This window comes from Tardiphaga sp. 37S4 (assembly GCF_021044645.1).
Lineage (GTDB): Bacteria > Pseudomonadota > Alphaproteobacteria > Rhizobiales > Xanthobacteraceae > Tardiphaga > Tardiphaga robiniae.
Map to the genome: position 1 here is coordinate 2,705,242 of NZ_CP088008.1, position 18,911 is coordinate 2,724,152.

Below are 18,911 nucleotides of genomic sequence, written 5' to 3' on the forward strand. Positions count from 1 at the left end.
GTCCCGCCGGTTCGTCGTCACTGATCGTGCGCTAAACCATGCGCGCTCCGCTCGACGTTGCAATCATCGGCGCGGGCGTCGCGGGACTTGCGGCCGCAACGCTGCTGACGCGTGCCGGTCATCGCGTGGTCGTTCATGAGCGCTTCGAGACGTCGCGGCCACTCGGTTCGGGCCTGATGCTGCAGCCGACCGGTCTGGCGGCTCTGGACCGGCTCGGACTTCGCGGTTCGATCGAGGCGCTGGGCGCGCGTATCGGGCGCCTGCACGGCATCACCGAACGCGGTGGCACGATCTTCGATCTGCTCTATGCCGACCTTACGCCGGAATTCTACGCAATCGGCATTCACCGTGCCGCGCTGCACGGTGAATTGTGGGCCGCCTTCGCGCGATCGGGCGCGACGCTGGAAACCGGCAGGCTTATCGTCGATATCGAGGCGCGCGCCGACGGGCGCTCGTCGCTGCAAGACGAAAATGGCCGCAGCCGACTGGGCTTCGATCTTGTCATCGACGCATCAGGGGCGCGGTCGCGTTTCCGTCCGCTGGTGTCGCAAGCGGCCGCGCAGGATTTCAGCTACGGCGCTGTATGGGCTGCAGTCCCCGATATCGGCATCGCTGACGGCCAACTGGCGCAGCGTTACGTCGCGGCACGGATCATGATCGGCTATCTGCCGGTCGGCCGCGCGTTGCCCGGCGGGCCGCCGCTGGCGGCATTGTTCTGGAGCCTAAAACCCGGAGATTATCCGCAATGGCGCGATGGTTTCGAACCATGGCGCGAACAGATCGTAAAACTGTGGCCTGCGCTTGCGCCGGTCGTTGCCGGCTTAACCAGTCCAGATGACCTCACGCTGGCGACTTATGTGCACTACACGGCACGAAAGCCGTTCAAGGGCGCGCTGGCCCTGATCGGCGATTCAGCGCACGCGACTTCGCCGCAACTCGGCCAGGGCGCCAACAACGGATTGCTCGACGCACTGGCGCTGGCCGATGCGCTTGCGTCTTGCACCGATGTGCCGTCGGCACTCGCGCGTTACGCACAGGTTCGACGCGCACATGTCCGCTTCTATCAGCTGGCGAGCCGAGTGATGACGCCGTTCTTTCAGTCGGATTCCGGCGCGCTGGCTTTGATGCGTGACCTCACCTTTGATCGCGCCGCGAAGTTACCTTATCTACGCCGGCACATGCTGCACACACTTGCGGGTCTCAAGACCGGTATTTTAACGCACCGCTTACCCAGTGATCTGGCCGGCGATTCCGCTGTCGGCTTCGACCAGGCTGCCAATGCAGCCATTTGAACGCAGCGTGTTGCTGGTCGGAGCCACAGGCGCTTTCGGCGAGCGGCTTGCGGCAGGTCTCATCCGGTCCGGCATCGCCGTGATCGCGGTCGCGCGCAACACCGCGCGGTTGGAAAAACTCGCTCAGCAGCTCGGCACGCAAATATCTATCGAGACCTGCGAGCGCAGCCGCATCGACACGCCGTTCTTGAATGCCCTTCGCAGCCGCTATCCCGGTGTCTATGCCATCGCAGACTCGTCCGGCCCGTTTCAGGCCAGCGACGATCGCTTGCCTCGCGCGGCCATCGGTGCCGGCCTTCACTATGTCGACCTTGCCGATGCCCGCGATTTCGTAGGCCATATCGGCAACCTCGATCAGGATGCCCGCTCGGAGGGGGTTGCCGTCTTGTCAGGCGCAAGTTCGACGCCCGCACTGTCGCATGCGGCCCTCGACAGGTTGTTGGCCGACGCGCGCGCGGTCATCTCGATCGACGTTAGCATTGCGCCGGGCAACCGGGCTCCACGCGGGCTGAGCGTGGTCAAGGCCATCCTCTCCACGGTAGGCCAACCGGTCCGCGTGTTTCGCAGCGGTCGCTGGAGTGAATATGCCGGCTGGAGCCTTGGCAAAAAGGTGACGTTGCCTGGCATTGGCAGTCGTCCTGTCGCATTATGCGAAACGCCTGATCTCGATCTCCTCGTCTCGCGCTATCATCCCAAGGCAGATGCCATCTTTCGCGCCGGTCTTGAACTCGGTCTATTGCACTACGGCGTTGCCGCGCTCGGACTGTTCGTCCGTCTCGGCCTCATCAAGACGCTCACCCCGCTGGCGCGGCCGTTGCGAGCCATCGCCGATCTCTTCAAGCCCTTCGGCTCCGACCGCGGCGGCATGCGGATCGATGCACTCCTCATCAACGACAAAGGCGATCTTGCACGTCGGGTCTGGACGCTATCGGCAAATGCAGGCGTCGGCCCCTATATTCCGACGCTGCCGGCGCTCGCGGCGCTGAAGATGCTCGCTGATAACAGTCTATCGTGGCGCGGCGCTGCGGCATGTGCCGGCATCATTCCGTACGACGTCATTGCTGCTGAGTTTGCCCATCACGGCATCACGGCAGAGCAATCCGAGACGGCGGCGCCACCGCCTCTAATGAAACGACTGCTCGGCGCCGACTATGACACTTTGCCTGCCGCCATCCGCGATAGCCACGACGTGAGTGGCGTTCTCGTGCTCGAAGGCCGTGCCGATGCGACCAGTCCTGATGGGATCATCACTGCTATGTTTTCACGTGTATTTCGCTTTCCGCGCGGCGGCACGAACATGCCGCTGCGCGTAGAAATGCGCAGCGAGAACGACGGGTCGGAAACCTGGACCCGGATCTATCCCGATGTGACGATGCGCTCGAACTTGCGCAACGTCGATCCGTTCACGCATTGTCTGGACGAGGTGTTCGGGCCAGTCGCCATCAGACTGGAATGGAAAGCGACGGATTCGGATCTGACGCTGCACATCGTCGGTGCACGACTTCTCGGACTTCCCTTGCCGTCCATCCTGCAACCCCGCTCCAGCGCCCGCGAAAGCGTGGACAACAACGGCCGTTTCCATTTCGATGTGGATATCGCGATGCCATTGGTTGGCTCGATCGTCAGATACAAAGGGTATTTGACCCCCGCTGCGCTAAGCTAGGCAGCCTTTCCGGTAACTGGGAACCACTAAACATAACTATCATGAGGCCGCCCAAGCCGCATCATTCGTGACGGAACGGTGTATAGTTGTGGTGTCAATCGAATGGCGAATTGCGCGCCGTGACGGCCGCGATATCCTCCCCAGTACATACTACAAATTATAATAAGAATTATTTCCCAAAAACATAGCTCCATTTCAGCTGATATGCAGGCGCGCCATGGGGTCATTCAAAGGCAAGCATTTTCAGACCGCGTTGTCGGCCATCGAAAGCATTGCCAATGCCGCCTCCATGTCTGCGGTTGGCGATGTCGTGGCCGCTACGGCCAAATCGTTCGGCTACAACCACATCTGCTTTCTGGCCTCGACCGGCGTCAACCAACCGTTCGAAGATCGCGTGCTGCTGAAAGTATGGCCCAAGCCATGGGCCGAACAATATAGCGCGTCCAATTTCTATGCCTCGGATCCCGTTGCGCCGCGGATCCGCCGGCAACCCGAGCTGTTCACCTGGTCCGACATCCGGCTCGATGAGGTCAGCCCGATATCACGGACCATCATGGAGATCGCGTCTGTCGATTACGGATTGAAGTTCGGCCTCTGCGCACCCGTGCACGGCATGAACGGCTATCAGGCCGGCTTGTCACTCGCAGGCTACGAAGTCGAAAATACCGAAGACGCGCACGGCGCTATCGAGCTCGTCACCATGTATGCGTTCAACCGCTTTGCAACGCTTCGCTCTCACCAGCGTGCGAAGTTGATCGCCCTCACCTTGCGGGAGCGCGAGGTCGTCAGCTGGGTCGCTGCCGGAAAGACCGCTTGGGACACGAGCGTCATTCTCGGTATCTCCGAGGATACGGTGAACAAGACTGTCACCGCCGCCATGCACAAGTTGAATGCGCATACGCGCGCGCAGGCCGTGGCCGAAGCGATCACACAAGGACTGATCGCTTTCTGAATTGTCAATCCCCTGCCCACGGAATATCGCGACCAAACTCATCATGAGACCCCTCCACGCAGACGAGCGTGGAGAGCTTTTTATGATCGAGGTCATTCACAGCGGTAATGCTGGGCAGTTCGGCGATCTCCTGGACAAGCAGTTTCGGTTACGGCACGAGGTCTTTGTCGGCGAGCGCGGCTGGACCGCCTTCGATGTCGATGGCGAGCACGAGAAAGACCAGTATGACGATGATGCCGCCGTCTATCTGGTCGCGGCCGACGACGCAGGCACTGTCGCAGGCGGCTTCCGGCTCTATCCAACCGTCTTGCCTCACATGCTCAGCGAGAATTTTGCGCAGCTTGTCGATGGCGCGCTGATCCAGCGCCGCGATGTGTTCGAGCTGACACGCTTTGCCATGCGCAAATCCGAACGCCGCAGCCATCACTATTTCGAACTGCTGCTCGCGATTCAGGAATATGGCCTGATGGAAGGCCTGTCCGGTTTCACCTCGGTCATCAATCCCTTGCGCATCCCGATTCTTCAGGGCTTCGGACTGGAGATCGAGCCGCTGGGATTGCCAGCCATGATCGATGGCGAGGCCACCATCGCCGTGCTGTTTCATGTCAGCGAAAAGTGTCTCGCCCGCGTCAGCAAGAGTGTCGCCATCAAAGACAGCGTCTTTGCACTGCCTCAGACATCCCGGCGGATCGCCTGATGCCGATGTCCCCCAATCAGTTCCAGGTCATTCAGGGCGGCAAGGACAGCGACGAGCTGATCGTCACGATGCTGCAAGCTTTGCGGTTGGCAAACGCATGCGGGTCCGAGACGACCTATGATCTGCTGCGCATGGCGCTGTTGAACGAAGGCGTTCAACTCGCCAAGGTGCTGGCGGCGCGCTAGGCGAAACACCTGAGGGCGAGATCGGAATATCCACGCGGGAACGTCTTGCCGCGACGGAGTGCTGGCGTTAAAGAGAGGCCGTGAGGGTGATTGCCCGAGGGCGGCTAGCTCAGCTGGTTAGAGCATCTCGTTTACACCGAGAGGGTCGGGAGTTCGAATCTCTCGCCGCCTACCACCTCCCCTGGCCCTCTATGGATCGTTCGATCCCTTTGGCCGCGCTGGCAGTTCCGCAAGATCATAAACCCAGGGCGCGGCTGACCGGCACCAAATCTGGCGTCGTGGCGGCAGCTCGGCGCGCTGGCGGATACTGCCCCAGCGAATACCCCACTCGTTATCCTCAGCCTCCTCGCCACTGGCGAATATCGGCGAGCCGCAGTCCCCGCAAAAGTGCTGCAGCCGGTTGAGACCGTTGTCGCCGCGCTTGACATAGATCTTCGGCGCACCGCCCGTCATCTCGATCGTGTCGGCCGGCGTCAGTACCGTGACGCGATAGGGCGAACCCGTCAGCATCTGGCAATCCGTGCAGTGACAGATCGACACCCGCTGCGGATCGATCGTCGCGCGATAGCTGATGACCGTCGATCTGCATCGTCCCGTCTCCCGAACATCTCAAGCAACTGCGATCTTGCCATAAAAAAAACGGCGCCCCGAAGGGCGCCGCTGATTGTTGTCGAGGATATCAGCCTTAGTGGGCCGTCAGACCGCTGCCGGCCTCTTCCGCGCCGTCGGCCTTCACCGGCAGCTTGGTATCCTCTTCCCAGACGATCGCCTTCGGCGCTCGCACCAGGGCGTTGGCGATCACCTCGTCCATCCGGGCGACCGGGATGATGTTCAGCCCGCCCTTGATGGCGTCGGAGATCTCGGTGAGATCCTTGGCATTGTCCTCGGGGATCAGCACCGTCTTGATGCCGCCGCGGGCCGCTGCCAACAGCTTCTCCTTCAGACCACCGATCGGCAGGATCCTGCCGCGCAGCGTGATCTCGCCGGTCATGGCGACATCGTGACGGATCGGAATGCCCGTGAGCACGGACACGATCGTCGTCGCCATCGCCACGCCTGCGGACGGACCGTCCTTCGGCGTTGCACCTTCGGGCACGTGGACGTGGATGTCGCGCCGCTCGAACAGCGGCGGCTCGATCCCGAAGTTGATCGCGCGCGAGCGGACATAGGACGCCGCTGCCGAGATCGATTCCTTCATCACGTCACGCAGGTTGCCGGTGACGGTCATGCGGCCCTTGCCGGGCATCATGACGCCTTCAATGGTGAGCAATTCACCCCCGACATCCGTCCATGCCAGACCGGTGACGACACCGACCTGATCGTCGCTCTCGATCTCGCCGTAGCGATACTTGGACACACCCAGGAACTCTTCGAGATTCTTCTCGGTGACCTTCACCACCTTCTTCTTCGAGAGCATCAGCTCCTTCACGGCCTTGCGGGCCAGTGTGGAGAGCTCGCGCTCCAGATTACGCACGCCCGCTTCGCGGGTGTAGCGGCGGATCATCAAGAGCAAGGCGTCGTCGTCGATCGACCATTCCTTGGCATCCAGACCGTGCTTCGAGAGCGCGATCGGAATGAGATGCTTGCGGGCGATCTCGACCTTCTCGTTCTCCGTGTAGCCGGCGATCCGGATGATCTCCATACGATCCATCAGCGGGCCCGGAATATTCAGGGTGTTCGCCGTGGTGATGAACATCACGTTCGACAGATCGTAGTCGACCTCCAGATAGTGATCGGCAAAGGTGCCGTTCTGCTCGGGGTCAAGGACCTCAAGCAGAGCCGACGACGGATCGCCGCGGAAATCGGCGCCCATCTTGTCGATCTCGTCCAGCAGGAAGAGTGGATTCGTGGTCTTAGCCTTGCGCATCGACTGGATGATCTTGCCGGGCATCGAACCGATATAGGTCCGGCGATGTCCGCGGATCTCGGCCTCGTCACGCACGCCGCCGAGCGACACGCGCACGAACTCACGTCCGGTCGCCTTGGCGATCGACTTGCCGAGCGAGGTCTTGCCGACGCCGGGAGGACCGACGAGGCACAGGATCGGCCCGCTCAGCTTGTTGGCGCGCGTCTGCACCGCGAGATACTCGACGATGCGGTCCTTGACCTTCTCGAGCCCGTAGTGATCGTCATCCAGCACGGCCTGCGCCGCCGCGAGGTCCTTCTTGACCTTGGACTTCTTGCCCCACGGAATCGACAGCAGCCAGTCGAGATAGTTGCGCACGACGGTCGCTTCCGCGGACATCGGCGACATCTGGCGCAGCTTCTTCAGCTCATGCTGCGCCTTCTCGCGGGCTTCCTTCGACAGCTTGGTCTTGGCGATCTTCTCTTCGATGTCGGCCAGCTCGTCACGACCTTCGTCGTCGCCGAGCTCCTTCTGGATCGCCTTCATCTGCTCGTTGAGATAGTACTCGCGCTGGGTCTTCTCCATCTGGCGCTTGACGCGCGAGCGGATGCGCTTCTCGACCTGCAGCACCGAGATCTCGCTCTCCATCAGCCCAAGCACCTTCTCCAGGCGCGCGGTGACGGACAGCGTTTCCAGGATGCCCTGGCGATCCGCGATCTTGACGGCGAGATGCGACGCGACCGTGTCGCCGAGCTTGGCGAAGTCAGTGATCGCCTGCACCACGCCGACGACTTCGGCGGAGATCTTCTTGTTGAGCTTCACATAGCTCTCGAAGTCCGAGACCACCGAACGCGACAGCGCTTCCGCCTCGACGCTCTTGGCATCGGTATCGGCCAGCGCGACCGCCGTCGCTTCGTAATATTCGGTGCGATCGGAATACTTCTCGACCTTGGCGCGCTCGAGCCCTTCCACCAGCACCTTCACGGTGCCGTCGGGAAGCTTCAAAAGCTGCAGCACGCTGGCGAGCGTACCGATCTCGTAAATCGAGTCCGGCGATGGATCATCGTCCGACGCATTCTTCTGCGTGGCGAGCATGATGAGCGCATCATTCTTCATCACCTCTTCGAGCGCGCGGATCGATTTCTCGCGGCCAACGAAGAGAGGCACGATCATGTGCGGGAAGACGACAATGTCGCGCAGCGGCAACACCGGATAGGAGTGGCTTTCGCCGTGAACAATGGTTGGCCGGGGTTTGGAGGCAGTCATGGCCCATTCCTTTTGCTGTGCCCCCTTGCAAGCAGTCCGCCCGATGGCGCAACCGCACAAGGTGCCGATTTTCCGTCTTTGCTCGGCCGTCTCAGGCTCTACGTGTCCGGATCGTTATGGCGAATCTTGAGGGAGATTTTGTGTTCGCCGAGAGCATTAGGTGGCTATGGGCCGGGGGGGTGTCAAGTCGCGGAAATACCCATGAACAAGGGCGGTTTACAGAGCGTAGCAGCAATAAAATAGGCGGCTGCCGATCACCGGCAGCCGCCTATTGAACTTAAGTCGATGGGCCCGAAAGCCGCGCCGATCAGGCGCTTGCGCTGCTCTCCGCGGTCCGGTCCGAACGGTCGGCGTAGATGTAGAGCGGGCGAGCCGTCCCATCCACAACCTCCTTGGAGATGACGACTTCCTCGACACCTTCCAGACCGGGCAGATCGAACATGGTTTCGAGCAGAATGCTCTCCAGGATCGACCGCAGACCACGTGCACCGGTCTTGCGTTCGATAGCCCGGCGGGCCACCGCACCCAGCGCCTCGTCGGCGAAGGTCAGCTCGATGTTCTCCATCTCGAACAGGCGCTGGTACTGCTTGACCAGCGCGTTCTTCGGCTCGATCAGAATCTTCTTCAGCGAGGTCTCGTCGAGATCCTCGAGCGTCGCGACCACAGGCAGACGGCCGACGAATTCGGGGATCAGGCCGTACTTCAGCAGATCTTCCGGCTCGACGTGGCGGAAGATTTCACCGGTGCGGCGATCTTCGGGTGCCAGAACCTGCGCTGCGAAGCCGATCGAGGTGGTCCGTCCACGCGACGAGATGATCTTCTCGAGGCCCGAGAACGCACCGCCGCAAATGAACAGGATGTTCGTCGTATCCACCTGCAGGAATTCCTGCTGCGGATGCTTGCGGCCGCCCTGCGGAGGCACGGAGGCAACGGTGCCTTCCATGATCTTCAGCAGAGCCTGCTGCACGCCCTCACCCGACACGTCACGGGTGATCGACGGATTGTCCGACTTGCGCGAGATCTTGTCGATTTCGTCGATATAGACGATGCCGCGCTGCGCACGCTCGACATTGTAGTCGGCAGCCTGCAGCAGCTTGAGGATGATGTTCTCGACGTCCTCACCGACATAACCGGCTTCGGTCAGCGTCGTCGCGTCAGCCATCGTGAACGGCACATCCAGAATGCGGGCGAGCGTCTGCGCGAGCAGCGTCTTGCCCGAACCGGTCGGACCGATCAGCAGGATGTTCGACTTCGCGAGTTCGACGTCATTGTGCTTGGTCTGGTGGTTGAGGCGCTTGTAGTGATTATGCACCGCGACCGAGAGAACCTTCTTCGCATGGAACTGACCGATGACGTAGTCATCGAGCACCTTGCAGATTTCCTTCGGCGTCGGAATGCCGTCGCGCGACTTGACCAGCGAGGACTTGTTCTCCTCGCGGATGATGTCCATGCAGAGTTCAACGCATTCGTCGCAGATGAAGACGGTAGGACCCGCGATCAGTTTGCGAACTTCGTGCTGGCTCTTGCCGCAGAACGAACAATACAGCGTATTCTTGGAGTCGCTGGTACCGACCTTACTCATTCCTATCTCCGTCCGCCGTTCGATCTTTGTCTGCCGGTCGCCCAGTTACGGGACATATCCCGTAGATAGAGCAAAATCCGTACCAAAAAAGACCTCGTTCCAGAATGCCGCTCGAATCACGGCTCACTCGAATCCCCGCGATACTAACCGATCCGCATCAGCGAACCATGCTGACAGCCGATGATCAAGAATTCGCTAATCGGCTCCATCGCCTGGAGCGTGACAATAGCGTGATTTGCGGCATTTGCGCGGGAGAACCCCGAAAATTGGGGAACGTTGCGTGAATGACACCACCCGACCAGCACGAAAGCGGAACTCTCGCGTCTGCTGGCGTCGGCACATAGTACCAATTCGGGAATAACTTGATCGATATGGCTGGCTTGGGACAGGCGGCGCGCGGGCGCCGTCTGTCTCGGTCTCGATATGTTCGCCGAAACGGCGTCGTTTAGGCCGGCTTCGCCGGGGTCGATTCTTCAGCGCGCTTGTCGATGACCTTGTCGATCAGCCCGAAATCCTTCGCCTGATCCGCGGTCATGAAGTTATCGCGCTCGAGCGCATTGTGAATGTCCTCGTAAGCACGTCCCGTGTGCTTCACATAGATCTCGTTGAGCCGGCGCTTCAGGCTCTCGACTTCCTTGGCATGGATCAGGATGTCGGTGGCCTGGCCCTGGAAGCCGCCTGACGGCTGATGAACCATGATGCGGGCGTTCGGCAGCGCGAAGCGCATGTCCTTTGCGCCAGCCGTCAGCAACAGCGAGCCCATCGACGCGGCCTGACCGACGCACAGCGTCGACACGGGCGGACGGATGAACTGCATCGTGTCGTAGATGGCCAGACCCGACGTCACCACACCACCGGGCGAGTTGATGTACATCGAGATTTCCTTCTTCGGATTCTCGGCTTCGAGAAACAGAAGCTGGGCAACGGTCAGCGTCGACATGCCATCCTCGACCGGACCGGTCACGAAGATGATGCGCTCCTTCAGAAGGCGCGAAAAGATATCGTAAGCCCGTTCGCCGCGGTTGGTCTGTTCGACCACCATCGGGACGAGGTTCATGTAGGTTTCTACCGGATCGCGCATTGATCACCCGAAAGGTTGGAGGAGACACACGTCCATCGGCAAGACTGGAACCGGTTACGGTTTGCCGGGAGAGGACGAACGTCCCGTGATGCAGGAACAACAAACAGAGCCCACAGATATGGACCAATCGAGCGGCAACAAGACCACCGGTCCACATGCCGCCCTGAACCTCAGTTCAAGCCGATTCGGACGGCCACCGCAAAGCACTGGAGCCCTTTTGGAACCTGTTTCGAGCGGTATCCTTAACGTCAAAACGCCGGCTGGAGGACCCGGCCGGCGCTTCTTTTAACGTCTTCTAAGAAGAAGCGGCTCAGGCCGCGGTCTTCTCGTCTTCGTCCTTGTAAAGGTCGTCCTTGGACACCTTCTTCTCGGTCACATTGGCCAGTTCGAGGATGAAGTCGACGACCTTGTCCTCGTAGATCGGTGCACGAAGCTGGGCCAGCGCGTTGGGATTGCTGCGGTAAAAGTCCCACACTTCCTTCTCGCGGCCCGGCATCGAACGGGCCCGCTCGATCACGGCGCGGCTGACCTCGTCATCGCTGACGGTGATCTTGTTCTTCTCGCCGATCTCCGAGAGTACGAGACCGAGGCGCACGCGGCGATCGGCGATCTTGCGGTACTCTTCCTGAGCGGCTTCTTCGGTGGTGTCCTCGTCGGCGAAGGTCTTGCCCGACGATGCCATCTCCTGCTGGATCGAATTCCACATCAGCTTGAACTCTTCGTCGACCAGCGACGGAGGCGCATCGAACTTGTGGGTCTCGTCGAGACGGTCGAGCAGCAGGCGCTTGACGCGCTGGCGGGTCGCACCGGCGAATTCGGCAACCAGACGCTCGCGTGCAGCTTCCTTCAGCTTGTCGAGGGACTCGAGGCCGAGGGTCTTGGCGAACTCGTCGTCGATCACGGTGTCGACCGGCGATTCCACCTTGGCTGCAGTGGTCTCGAACTCGGCGGCCTTACCGGCCAGCGTCTCGCTCGCATAGTTGACCGGGAACGACACCTTGAGGGTGCGGGTCTCGCCGGCGGCGATGCCGATCAGCTGGTCCTCGAAGCCCGGGATGAAGGTGTTGGAGCCGATCGCAACCGGGATCTCCTCGCCGGTGCCGCCCTCGAAGGCGACGCCGTCGATGGTGCCCTTGAAGTTGACCGTAACGCGGTCGCCTGACTCGGCCTTGCCGGTCTTCGCGGTGAACGAACGGTTCTGGTCGGCGACGCGCTTGATGGCTTCATCGACGTCCGCATCGGTCACTTCGGCCACCGGCTTCTCGACGGTGAAGCTCTTGAAGTCGGCGAGCGCGATCGGCGGTACGACTTCGATGGCGACGGTGTAATTGAGGTCCGACTTGCCCGACAGGATGTCTTCGACTTCCTTCTGCTCGGTCGGCATGGTGATCTTCGGCTCGGAAGCGAGCTTGAAGCCACGCTCGGTGAAGATCTGCGTGTTGGTGTCGCGGATCAATTCATCGACGGTCTCGGCGGCTACCGAGCGACCATAGAGACGCTTCAGGTGACCGACGGGAACCTTGCCCGGGCGGAAGCCGTTGAGCTTGACCTTGCCCTTCATGTCATCGAGGCGCGCATCGACCTTGGCTTCGATGTCGGCAGCCGGCACGTTGACCGAGAACTCGCGCTTCAATCCCTCGGAGAGGGTTTCATTCACCTGCATGGCGTCAATCTTCTTCCCGCTTGGTCCGGCCCAATGGCCCGGACATTGTAAATCTGTGCGGCATCAGGCCAGAGCCCGCGCCGGTGGTGCGAACTGTCTCTGCAAGGCCAACCTTGCGGAAACACGTCCGAAAATCGTCATGGTCAAACGCTATGTGCGCTTGGTGCGGGCGGAGGGACTCGAACCCCCACAACTTTCGTCACTGGAACCTAAATCCAGCGCGTCTACCAATTCCGCCACGCCCGCGAAAAACATCATGTCCGGCCGCGATGTCGCGAGCGGCGGGCTTATAACATGGGGACCGTGGTTCGCAGCAAAAAAATGGTCACATAGCGGCTTACTTGCCGCAGCCTCGGCAACTGGACTTTGGCGCGGCAAAATGGTCGGGATTTGGGCATGACGAACCGCTTTCTCCCCCTCACGCGCCGGACCCTGCTTGCAGGCGCCGGAAGCGCGCTGATCGCCCCGATTCTGCCCCGGGTCAGCCTCGCGCAAGCCGTCGCCGCGCTGGAACTACAGGCCAAGGCTGATCCCTTCCCGGTGAAGCCCGGCGCCTCCACCGAGGCCTGGACGCTCCATTCGGCCCAGAAGGGGCCGCTGCGCTTCAACCGCGGCGACGAGATCACAGTTCAACTCGCCAATCAGCTGCCGGTCCCTATCGTCTTGAACTGCCGAGGCATTAACGGCACGTCCGGGATCGGCCCGCTGCTCGACCGCAAGCCGGTCGCGGCCGGGGCCAATGACGCGTTCAAGCTGCAGATGCGCAGCGCCGGAACGTCGTATCTGGACATGCGCCTGCTCGGCGACGGTCAGGCGCTGCCGTCTCAGGTCCGCAGCGTGGTCGTCCAGGAGAGCGATCCGGTCGAGGTGGACCGCGACGAGGTGCTGCTGATCGAGGACTTCCGCCTCAGGCCGGACGGCGGTCTGCTCGCCCCCGCCAGTGATCCGAAAGACGCCGCGGCGCTGTTCCTGATCAACCGGAAATCCACGCTGGAGCTGTCGGCCCGCGTCAACGAACGGCTCAGGCTCCGTCTCATCAATGGCTGCCAACGCAATGTGGTTGCTATAAAATTTGACGATCACGAGGTCCGCGTGATGGCTATCGACGGTCAGCCCTCGGAGCCATTCCCTGCCCGTAATAATCAGGTGGTGCTGGCGCCCGGAACGCGGGTTGACGTCTTCCTCGACGCCGTCAGGCCGGCGGGATCGACCTCGGCGATCCTGCTCCATGACGGCAAGACAGCCCGGCCGATCGGCCAGATCCAAATGTCCAACGATCCACCGCTACGGGCCACGCCCCTGCCGGCCGCCGCGCCGCTGCCCTCCAACGGTTTGCCAGCTCAGCTCGATCTCAAGGGCGCGCTGCGCGTCGATATGGCCCTGAGCGCCGTCAGTCCCGAATGGGTGAAGCCGGTCGATCTGTCCGCCAGCACGCCGCCGGCATTCCGGACCAAGCCCGGCCGCACCGTGGTGCTTGCGCTGACCAACCGGGCCACCAGCCCGATGGTATTCCAGATCCACGGCCATCACGTCCGCCTGCTCGACAGGCTCGATGACGGCTGGAAACCGTTCTGGCTCGACACACTGGCGCTGGACGTCGGCCAGACCCAGCGCATCGCCTTTGCCGCCAACAATGTCGGGCGCTGGCTGATGGAGGCCTTCGTCGCCGACTGGGCCGCCCCGCGGCAGGTCCGCTGGTACGGCGTCGACTAGGCCTTCTCAGTACTGGATACCGAGCTGGTCGTAGAGCCGACGGAATACCGCCGGCAGCACCTCGGTCAGATCCTCGGCGATCAGCCCCGGCCCGGCCTCGCTGCCGGCCTCGCCATGCATCCAGACGCCGATACATGCGGCCTCATAGGCCGGAACGCCTTGCGCCAGCAGCGCGCCGATGATGCCGGCCAGCACATCGCCGGAACCGGCAGTCGCCAGCCATGGCGGCGCGTTGGCAGCGATGGCGGCTCGGCCATCAGGCGATGCCACGACCGTATCCGGTCCCTTCAACAGCACGATAGCGCCTGACTGCTGCGCCGCCAGACGAACCCGCTCCAGTTTAGATAACGCTGGATGTTCCCCGTCCAATTTACTGAATATGCGCGAAAATTCACCTTCGTGCGGCGTCAATACAATACCGGATTCCGGGCTGGCCTTGATCAGACCGAACAGCCGTTCGGGCACTTCCGCGAAGCTGGTCAGCGCATCCGCGTCGAGCACCGCATGTCGCTTCGCAGCCAGGATGGCCTCCACGAACATGCGCGTCCGTTCGCCGACGCCAGCGCCCGGCCCGATCACGCAGGCTGACACCTTGCCGCCGATCAGCGCGGCGAACTCCGCCGACGTATCCACCGGCCGCACCATCACCGCGGTCAGCGCGGCTGCATTGACCGCCAGCGCATCGCGCGGCGACGCCACCGTCACCAGCCCTGCCCCGCCTCGCAAGGCGGCGCGAGCGGACAGCCGGGCGGCGCCGGTGGCGGCGATGTCGCCGGAGACAACCACGGCATGGCCGCGCGAGAATTTGTGGCTGTTGATCTTCGGTACCGGAAACGCGTCGGCCCACAGGTCCGGATTGTTCTCGAAGGTCTGCGGGCGGATTTCCGCCAGCACATCCTCGTCGATGCCGATGTCGATCACCCGGAGCCGGCCACAATGCACCCGGCCCGGCACCAGCAGATGGCCCGGCTTGGGTCTAAAGAACGTCACGGTCTCGGTCGCCCTGATAGCGCCGCCCATCACGGCCCCTGAATCGCCGTTGATACCGCTCGGCAGATCGACAGCCAGCACGGGCACGCCGGCCGCATTGATGGCGTCGATCATGATCAGCGGATCGCCCTTGACCGGACGATTGAGCCCGGCGCCGAACAACGCATCGATGATCAAAGCCGGCTGCCCGATCAAGGAGGGATCACAGGGCAGCACCTCGCCCTTCCATCCCTTGGCAGCCAGCGCCGCATCGCCCTTCAGCGTTGCCCGGTCGCAGAGCAGGATCACCGAAACGTCACGCCCCTGCGCCGCGAGCTCGGCCGCCGCGACGAAGCCATCGCCGCCATTGTTGCCACGACCGGCAACGACCAGGATCACCCCCTCCTCGGCCAGTTCGCCCGCCACGTCCGCGACCGCCCGTCCGGCGGCGCGCATGAGTTTGAAGCCTGGCGTGCCCGACGCAATCGTGAGTTGATCGGCGCGCGCCATCTCGTCGGTCGTTAGAATATCCATCTCGCTTCTCACTACGCCTTTTTGGAAGGCACTCGCGTCACACGCGAACGCAGCAGAGTAAAACTGCACATCATGCGATCACTTTGATCACTATGTAGGCAAAAGTAATCGAATACTCTTGATGCGAACCTCGTCAGGTGCGATGTAATAACCTGATAATGCTTCAAAAATAGCCGAGGAGCGAACTTGGCACGGACCCTGCTTTTAGGGAAGCCAGCTTCGGGTCCGTCGCGCTCACCGGCAAATGTTGAAAGACACCTGTTTAAGAGACAGGGGTGGCCGACCGTCTACCGCATCGGGCGAGATTTCGTCTGTGCGGCGTGGCGGCAGCGCAATAACGCCCGAAATTGGGTATCGAACAGTGTGCGCACAACGCGCAATGGTCAAAGCTACTTGAGGCAAATAACTTGCGGCCTGATTGGAAGTGCCGGGGAGACGTTCAGTGAAAAAGATCGAAGCCATCATCAAGCCCTTCAAGCTGGACGAGGTGAAAGAGGCTCTTCAGGAAGTCGGGTTGCAAGGCATTACCGTCACGGAAGCCAAGGGCTTCGGCCGTCAGAAGGGCCACGCCGAACTTTATCGCGGCGCTGAATACATTGTCGACTTTCTACCCAAGGTGAAGATCGAGATCGTGATTGGCGACGACCTCGTCGAAAAGGCGATCGATGCCATCCGTCGCGCCGCACAAACCGGCCGCATTGGTGACGGCAAGATCTTTGTGTCGAACATCGAGGAAGCCGTGCGCATCCGTACCGGCGAGTCCGGACTCGACGCGATCTGACGGACTGGACGCTCTCCAAGCCGGGTGCTATCCGACATTCAACGCTTCAAGGCGTCACCAAAAAGGCTGCTTCGGCAGCCTTCTGTTGTTGACGGTTTGTCTTGTTGAAAACGTGCCGTTGTGACCTGATCGTCACGACAGATTGTTACGTCCCGGAAATCGGCCCGCAAAAAAGGTAGGGAGCCCCATGACGACCGCCAAAGAAGTCCTGCAGTCCATCAAGGACAATGACGTCAAGTACGTCGACCTGCGTTTCACCGATCCCCGCGGCAAGTGGCAGCACGTGACCTTCGACGTCTCGATGGTCGATGAAGAAATGTTTGCCGAAGGCACCATGTTCGACGGTTCCTCGATCGCCGGCTGGAAGGCGATCAACGAGTCCGACATGATGCTGATGCTGGATCCGGCAACGGCGACGATCGATCCGTTCTTCGCAGAGACCACCATGGTCATCACCTGCGATATTCTCGAGCCCTCCACCGGCGAGCCCTATAACCGCGACCCGCGCGGCATCGCCAAGAAGGCCGAAGCCATGGTCAAGTCCATGGGCATCGGCGACACCGTGTTCGTCGGTCCGGAAGCCGAATTCTTCGTGTTCGACGACGTCCGCTTCTCGAGCGACCCATACAACACCGGCTTCAAGCTCGACTCGTCCGAATTGCCGACCAACTCCGGCACCGAATATGAAGGCGGCAATCTCGGCCACCGCATCCGCACCAAGGGCGGTTACTTCCCCGTCCCGCCGCAGGACTCGGTGCAGGACATGCGCTCGGAAATGCTCGGCGCGATGGCGCGCATGGGCGTCAAGGTCGAGAAGCATCACCACGAAGTGGCGTCCGCCCAGCACGAACTCGGTATGAAGTTCGACACGCTGACCTACATGGCCGACCAGATGCAGATCTATAAGTATTGCATCCATCAGGTCGCGCACATCTACGGCAAGACCGCCACCTTCATGCCGAAGCCCGTCTTCGGCGACAACGGCTCGGGCATGCATGTGCACCAGTCGATCTGGAAGGACGGCAAGCCAACCTTCGCCGGCAACAAGTACGCCGATCTCTCCGAGACCTGCCTCCACTACATCGGCGGCATCATCAAGCACGCCAAGGCGATCAACGCCTTCACCAATCCGTCGACCAACTCCTACAAGCGTCTGGTCCCCGGCTACGAAGCCCCGGTGCTGCTCGCCTACTCCGCGCGCAACCGCTCGGCCTCCTGCCGCATCCCCTACACCACCAACCCGAAGGCCAAGCGCGTCGAAGTCCGCTTCCCGGATCCGATGGCCAATCCGTATCTCGCTTTCGCCGCGATGCTGATGGCCGGTCTCGACGGCATCAAGAACAAGATCGATCCGGGTCCGGCCATGGACAAGGACCTTTATGATCTGCCGAAGGAAGAGCTGAAGTCGATCCCGACGGTGTGCGGTTCCCTCCGCGAAGCCCTCGAGAACCTGGACAAGGATCGCGGCTTCCTCAAGAACGGTGGCGTGTTCGACGACGACTTCATCGACAGCTATATCGAACTGAAGATGACCGAAGTGATGCGTTACGAAATGACGCCGCACCCGGTCGAATTCGACATGTACTACTCGCTGTAAGAGTGACGACGCGTCCATCAAACCGCAAAGGCGCTCCGAGAGGAGCGCCTTTGTTTTTGTGAGGAGCATTCTTCTGGTTCGCCTCAGGGCCCGTTCAGCCTGGCTTCAACCCACGTTGTTTAGCTCATGTTGACACGGCGTTGCAGAACAGCAACGCATCGCGCTATGCTGTCATAGATCGCGCGTCAGGATCCCGATCGCCTTCTTGAGAACGCCGTTATCGTCGCGAAGCTGCGCAAACGCCCGTTCCTGGTCCTGAGCGTTTAACGTCGTGGCGGCCATTTCCAGGCTTCTGTCGTCGATCGCCGCAACCGGCGCGTTGACGGTGGCCTTCGGATAGACCTTCGCCATGAATGCGAAGTCCTGTTCGTCTATATCGGTACCTCCGATGATGGGCTCACCGTCTTTCGTGATGGTGCCGGGAATCTGGTAAGCCATGATCGAGCGCGCATCCGCATGCGTCGTTCCCCACAACGAGCTGTCTTCGATCGGCGTCAGAACCTGCTGTTCGACCTGCTGCGCCGACCAGCCCTGTGTCTGTCCAAAGAATTCGATGGCTTTGTTGCGGTCTATTTTCTCGACGAGTTCTCGTCGCATATGCTCGTGCGGGCAGCCAAGCGTGTGGCCGGTTTCATGCCGGACGACGCGATGAAATTCGGAATCAGGCGTATTCATCGTGAACGCTTCCAAATTCATCGTCGGCTCACCGGACGGGATGCTCAGGATATCGGTTCCGAGATACGACCAGTAGCCGGAATTCTCCGTCCGTGCGATGCGAACCTGCGCGTCGGTATTGCTGGCGACGAACGAGACGTTCAATCGCGTCGACCACGCATTCATGTGCGACAGAATGCGCGCGCGAAGGTCTGCAGCCTCGCCATCCATAAAGCTGACGGTCAGGCGAACCAGCCCCGTTGAGTGCCAGTATTTGTTGGTCAGTACAGAAATCAATGCCGTGTGGGGCACGTCGTCGCGAACCATCGCAGCAATCCTGTGAACAGGAGCTGCGTTCATCGGATTGATTTCCATCGCCTTCCGCGCGGCACTCTCAAGTTGATGTTTCGGAAGCGATTTCGGGGTGCAAATTGCG

15 protein-coding genes and 2 tRNA genes are annotated in these 18,911 nt (G+C 61.2%); 9 read left to right on the top strand and 8 right to left on the bottom strand.

What is annotated here, in order from left to right:
* The first annotated feature begins 38 nt into the window (after positions 1-38).
* The 6 genes from LPB73_RS13205 to LPB73_RS13230 all read left to right on the top strand — a co-directional run bounded on the left by LPB73_RS13205 (position 39) and on the right by LPB73_RS13230 (position 4,964).
* On the top strand, positions 39-1,292 hold the full coding sequence (locus tag LPB73_RS13205; protein WP_120290037.1) for an FAD-dependent oxidoreductase: 1,254 nt from the start codon (positions 39-41) through the stop codon (positions 1,290-1,292).
* Entirely contained in the window at positions 1,279-2,955 is a 1,677-nt protein-coding gene (locus LPB73_RS13210) for an SDR family oxidoreductase (RefSeq protein ID WP_184516148.1), read from the top strand. The genes LPB73_RS13205 and LPB73_RS13210 overlap by 14 nt, the downstream gene beginning before the upstream one ends.
* 217 nt (positions 2,956-3,172) lie before the next feature.
* Positions 3,173-3,907, top strand: coding sequence for a helix-turn-helix transcriptional regulator (locus LPB73_RS13215; RefSeq protein ID WP_089264570.1), 735 nt, complete (start codon positions 3,173-3,175; stop codon positions 3,905-3,907).
* A gap of 82 nt (positions 3,908-3,989) precedes the next feature.
* Positions 3,990-4,604 (top strand): acyl-homoserine-lactone synthase, encoded by a 615-nt coding sequence (locus LPB73_RS13220; protein ID WP_158596803.1) that lies wholly within the window; start codon positions 3,990-3,992, stop codon positions 4,602-4,604.
* Complete coding sequence (locus tag LPB73_RS13225; protein ID WP_089264572.1) at positions 4,604-4,789, top strand: hypothetical protein; 186 nt, start codon at positions 4,604-4,606, stop codon at positions 4,787-4,789. The genes LPB73_RS13220 and LPB73_RS13225 overlap by 1 nt, the downstream gene beginning before the upstream one ends.
* 98 nt (positions 4,790-4,887) lie before the next feature.
* A tRNA-Val gene (locus LPB73_RS13230) sits at positions 4,888-4,964 on the top strand.
* A 14-nt stretch (positions 4,965-4,978) separates the two neighbouring features.
* On the opposite strand, the gene LPB73_RS13235 is transcribed toward LPB73_RS13230, so the two are convergent.
* The 6 genes from LPB73_RS13235 to LPB73_RS13260 all read right to left on the bottom strand — a co-directional run bounded on the left by LPB73_RS13235 (position 4,979) and on the right by LPB73_RS13260 (position 12,473).
* Positions 4,979-5,362, bottom strand: coding sequence for a GFA family protein (locus tag LPB73_RS13235; protein WP_231081149.1), 384 nt, complete (start codon positions 5,360-5,362; stop codon positions 4,979-4,981).
* A gap of 112 nt (positions 5,363-5,474) precedes the next feature.
* A complete protein-coding gene (gene lon, locus LPB73_RS13240) occupies positions 5,475-7,901 on the bottom strand; it encodes an endopeptidase La (RefSeq protein WP_120290045.1) in 2,427 nt (808 codons plus the stop codon).
* A 307-nt stretch (positions 7,902-8,208) separates the two neighbouring features.
* Positions 8,209-9,483, bottom strand: a complete 1,275-nt coding sequence (gene clpX, locus LPB73_RS13245) for an ATP-dependent Clp protease ATP-binding subunit ClpX (protein ID WP_089264575.1) — start codon at positions 9,481-9,483, stop codon at positions 8,209-8,211.
* 445 nt (positions 9,484-9,928) lie between these two features.
* Positions 9,929-10,564, bottom strand: coding sequence for an ATP-dependent Clp protease proteolytic subunit (locus tag LPB73_RS13250; RefSeq protein ID WP_089264576.1), 636 nt, complete (start codon positions 10,562-10,564; stop codon positions 9,929-9,931).
* 310 nt (positions 10,565-10,874) lie between these two features.
* Positions 10,875-12,227 (bottom strand): trigger factor, encoded by a 1,353-nt coding sequence (gene tig, locus LPB73_RS13255; protein WP_231080819.1) that lies wholly within the window; start codon positions 12,225-12,227, stop codon positions 10,875-10,877.
* 161 nt (positions 12,228-12,388) lie between these two features.
* A tRNA-Leu gene (locus LPB73_RS13260) sits at positions 12,389-12,473 on the bottom strand.
* 150 nt (positions 12,474-12,623) lie between these two features.
* On the opposite strand from LPB73_RS13260, the gene LPB73_RS13265 reads away from it, so the two are divergent.
* Positions 12,624-13,940, top strand: a complete 1,317-nt coding sequence (locus LPB73_RS13265) for a multicopper oxidase family protein (RefSeq protein ID WP_184516143.1) — start codon at positions 12,624-12,626, stop codon at positions 13,938-13,940.
* Positions 13,941-13,946: 6 nt separating this feature from the next.
* On the opposite strand, the gene LPB73_RS13270 is transcribed toward LPB73_RS13265, so the two are convergent.
* Positions 13,947-15,443, bottom strand: a complete 1,497-nt coding sequence (locus LPB73_RS13270) for an NAD(P)H-hydrate dehydratase (RefSeq protein WP_231080820.1) — start codon at positions 15,441-15,443, stop codon at positions 13,947-13,949.
* Between the two features lie 442 nt (positions 15,444-15,885).
* Between LPB73_RS13270 and LPB73_RS13275 the strand changes: the two genes are divergently transcribed.
* Positions 15,886-16,224 carry a P-II family nitrogen regulator gene (locus tag LPB73_RS13275; RefSeq protein WP_068730910.1) on the top strand — a complete coding sequence of 113 codons (339 nt, stop codon included), beginning with the start codon at positions 15,886-15,888 and terminating at the stop codon, positions 16,222-16,224.
* A 187-nt stretch (positions 16,225-16,411) separates the two neighbouring features.
* Positions 16,412-17,821 carry a type I glutamate--ammonia ligase gene (gene glnA, locus LPB73_RS13280; RefSeq protein ID WP_068730911.1) on the top strand — a complete coding sequence of 470 codons (1,410 nt, stop codon included), beginning with the start codon at positions 16,412-16,414 and terminating at the stop codon, positions 17,819-17,821.
* 171 nt (positions 17,822-17,992) lie between these two features.
* Here the strand turns inward: glnA and LPB73_RS13285 are convergent, their stop codons facing one another.
* Entirely contained in the window at positions 17,993-18,835 is an 843-nt protein-coding gene (locus LPB73_RS13285) for a M12 family metallopeptidase (protein ID WP_231080821.1), read from the bottom strand.
* Positions 18,836-18,911 lie beyond the last annotated feature (76 nt).

Excerpts from the sequence above, each read along its gene's own strand:
- LPB73_RS13205 (WP_120290037.1), top strand. The coding sequence starts at position 39 with ATGCGCGCTCCGCTCGACGTTGCAATCATCGGCGCGGGCGTCGCGGGA.
- LPB73_RS13210 (WP_184516148.1), top strand. The coding sequence starts at position 1,279 with ATGCAGCCATTTGAACGCAGCGTGTTGCTGGTCGGAGCCACAGGCGCT.
- LPB73_RS13215 (WP_089264570.1), top strand. The coding sequence starts at position 3,173 with ATGGGGTCATTCAAAGGCAAGCATTTTCAGACCGCGTTGTCGGCCATC.
- LPB73_RS13220 (WP_158596803.1), top strand. The coding sequence starts at position 3,990 with ATGATCGAGGTCATTCACAGCGGTAATGCTGGGCAGTTCGGCGATCTC.
- LPB73_RS13225 (WP_089264572.1), top strand. The coding sequence starts at position 4,604 with ATGCCGATGTCCCCCAATCAGTTCCAGGTCATTCAGGGCGGCAAGGAC.
- lon (WP_120290045.1), bottom strand. The coding sequence starts at position 7,901 with ATGACTGCCTCCAAACCCCGGCCAACCATTGTTCACGGCGAAAGCCAC.
- clpX (WP_089264575.1), bottom strand. The coding sequence starts at position 9,483 with ATGAGTAAGGTCGGTACCAGCGACTCCAAGAATACGCTGTATTGTTCG.
- LPB73_RS13250 (WP_089264576.1), bottom strand. The coding sequence starts at position 10,564 with ATGCGCGATCCGGTAGAAACCTACATGAACCTCGTCCCGATGGTGGTC.
- tig (WP_231080819.1), bottom strand. The coding sequence starts at position 12,227 with ATGCAGGTGAATGAAACCCTCTCCGAGGGATTGAAGCGCGAGTTCTCG.
- LPB73_RS13265 (WP_184516143.1), top strand. The coding sequence starts at position 12,624 with ATGACGAACCGCTTTCTCCCCCTCACGCGCCGGACCCTGCTTGCAGGC.
- LPB73_RS13270 (WP_231080820.1), bottom strand. The coding sequence starts at position 15,443 with ATGGATATTCTAACGACCGACGAGATGGCGCGCGCCGATCAACTCACG.
- glnA (WP_068730911.1), top strand. The coding sequence starts at position 16,412 with ATGACGACCGCCAAAGAAGTCCTGCAGTCCATCAAGGACAATGACGTC.
- LPB73_RS13285 (WP_231080821.1), bottom strand. The coding sequence starts at position 18,835 with ATGAACGCAGCTCCTGTTCACAGGATTGCTGCGATGGTTCGCGACGAC.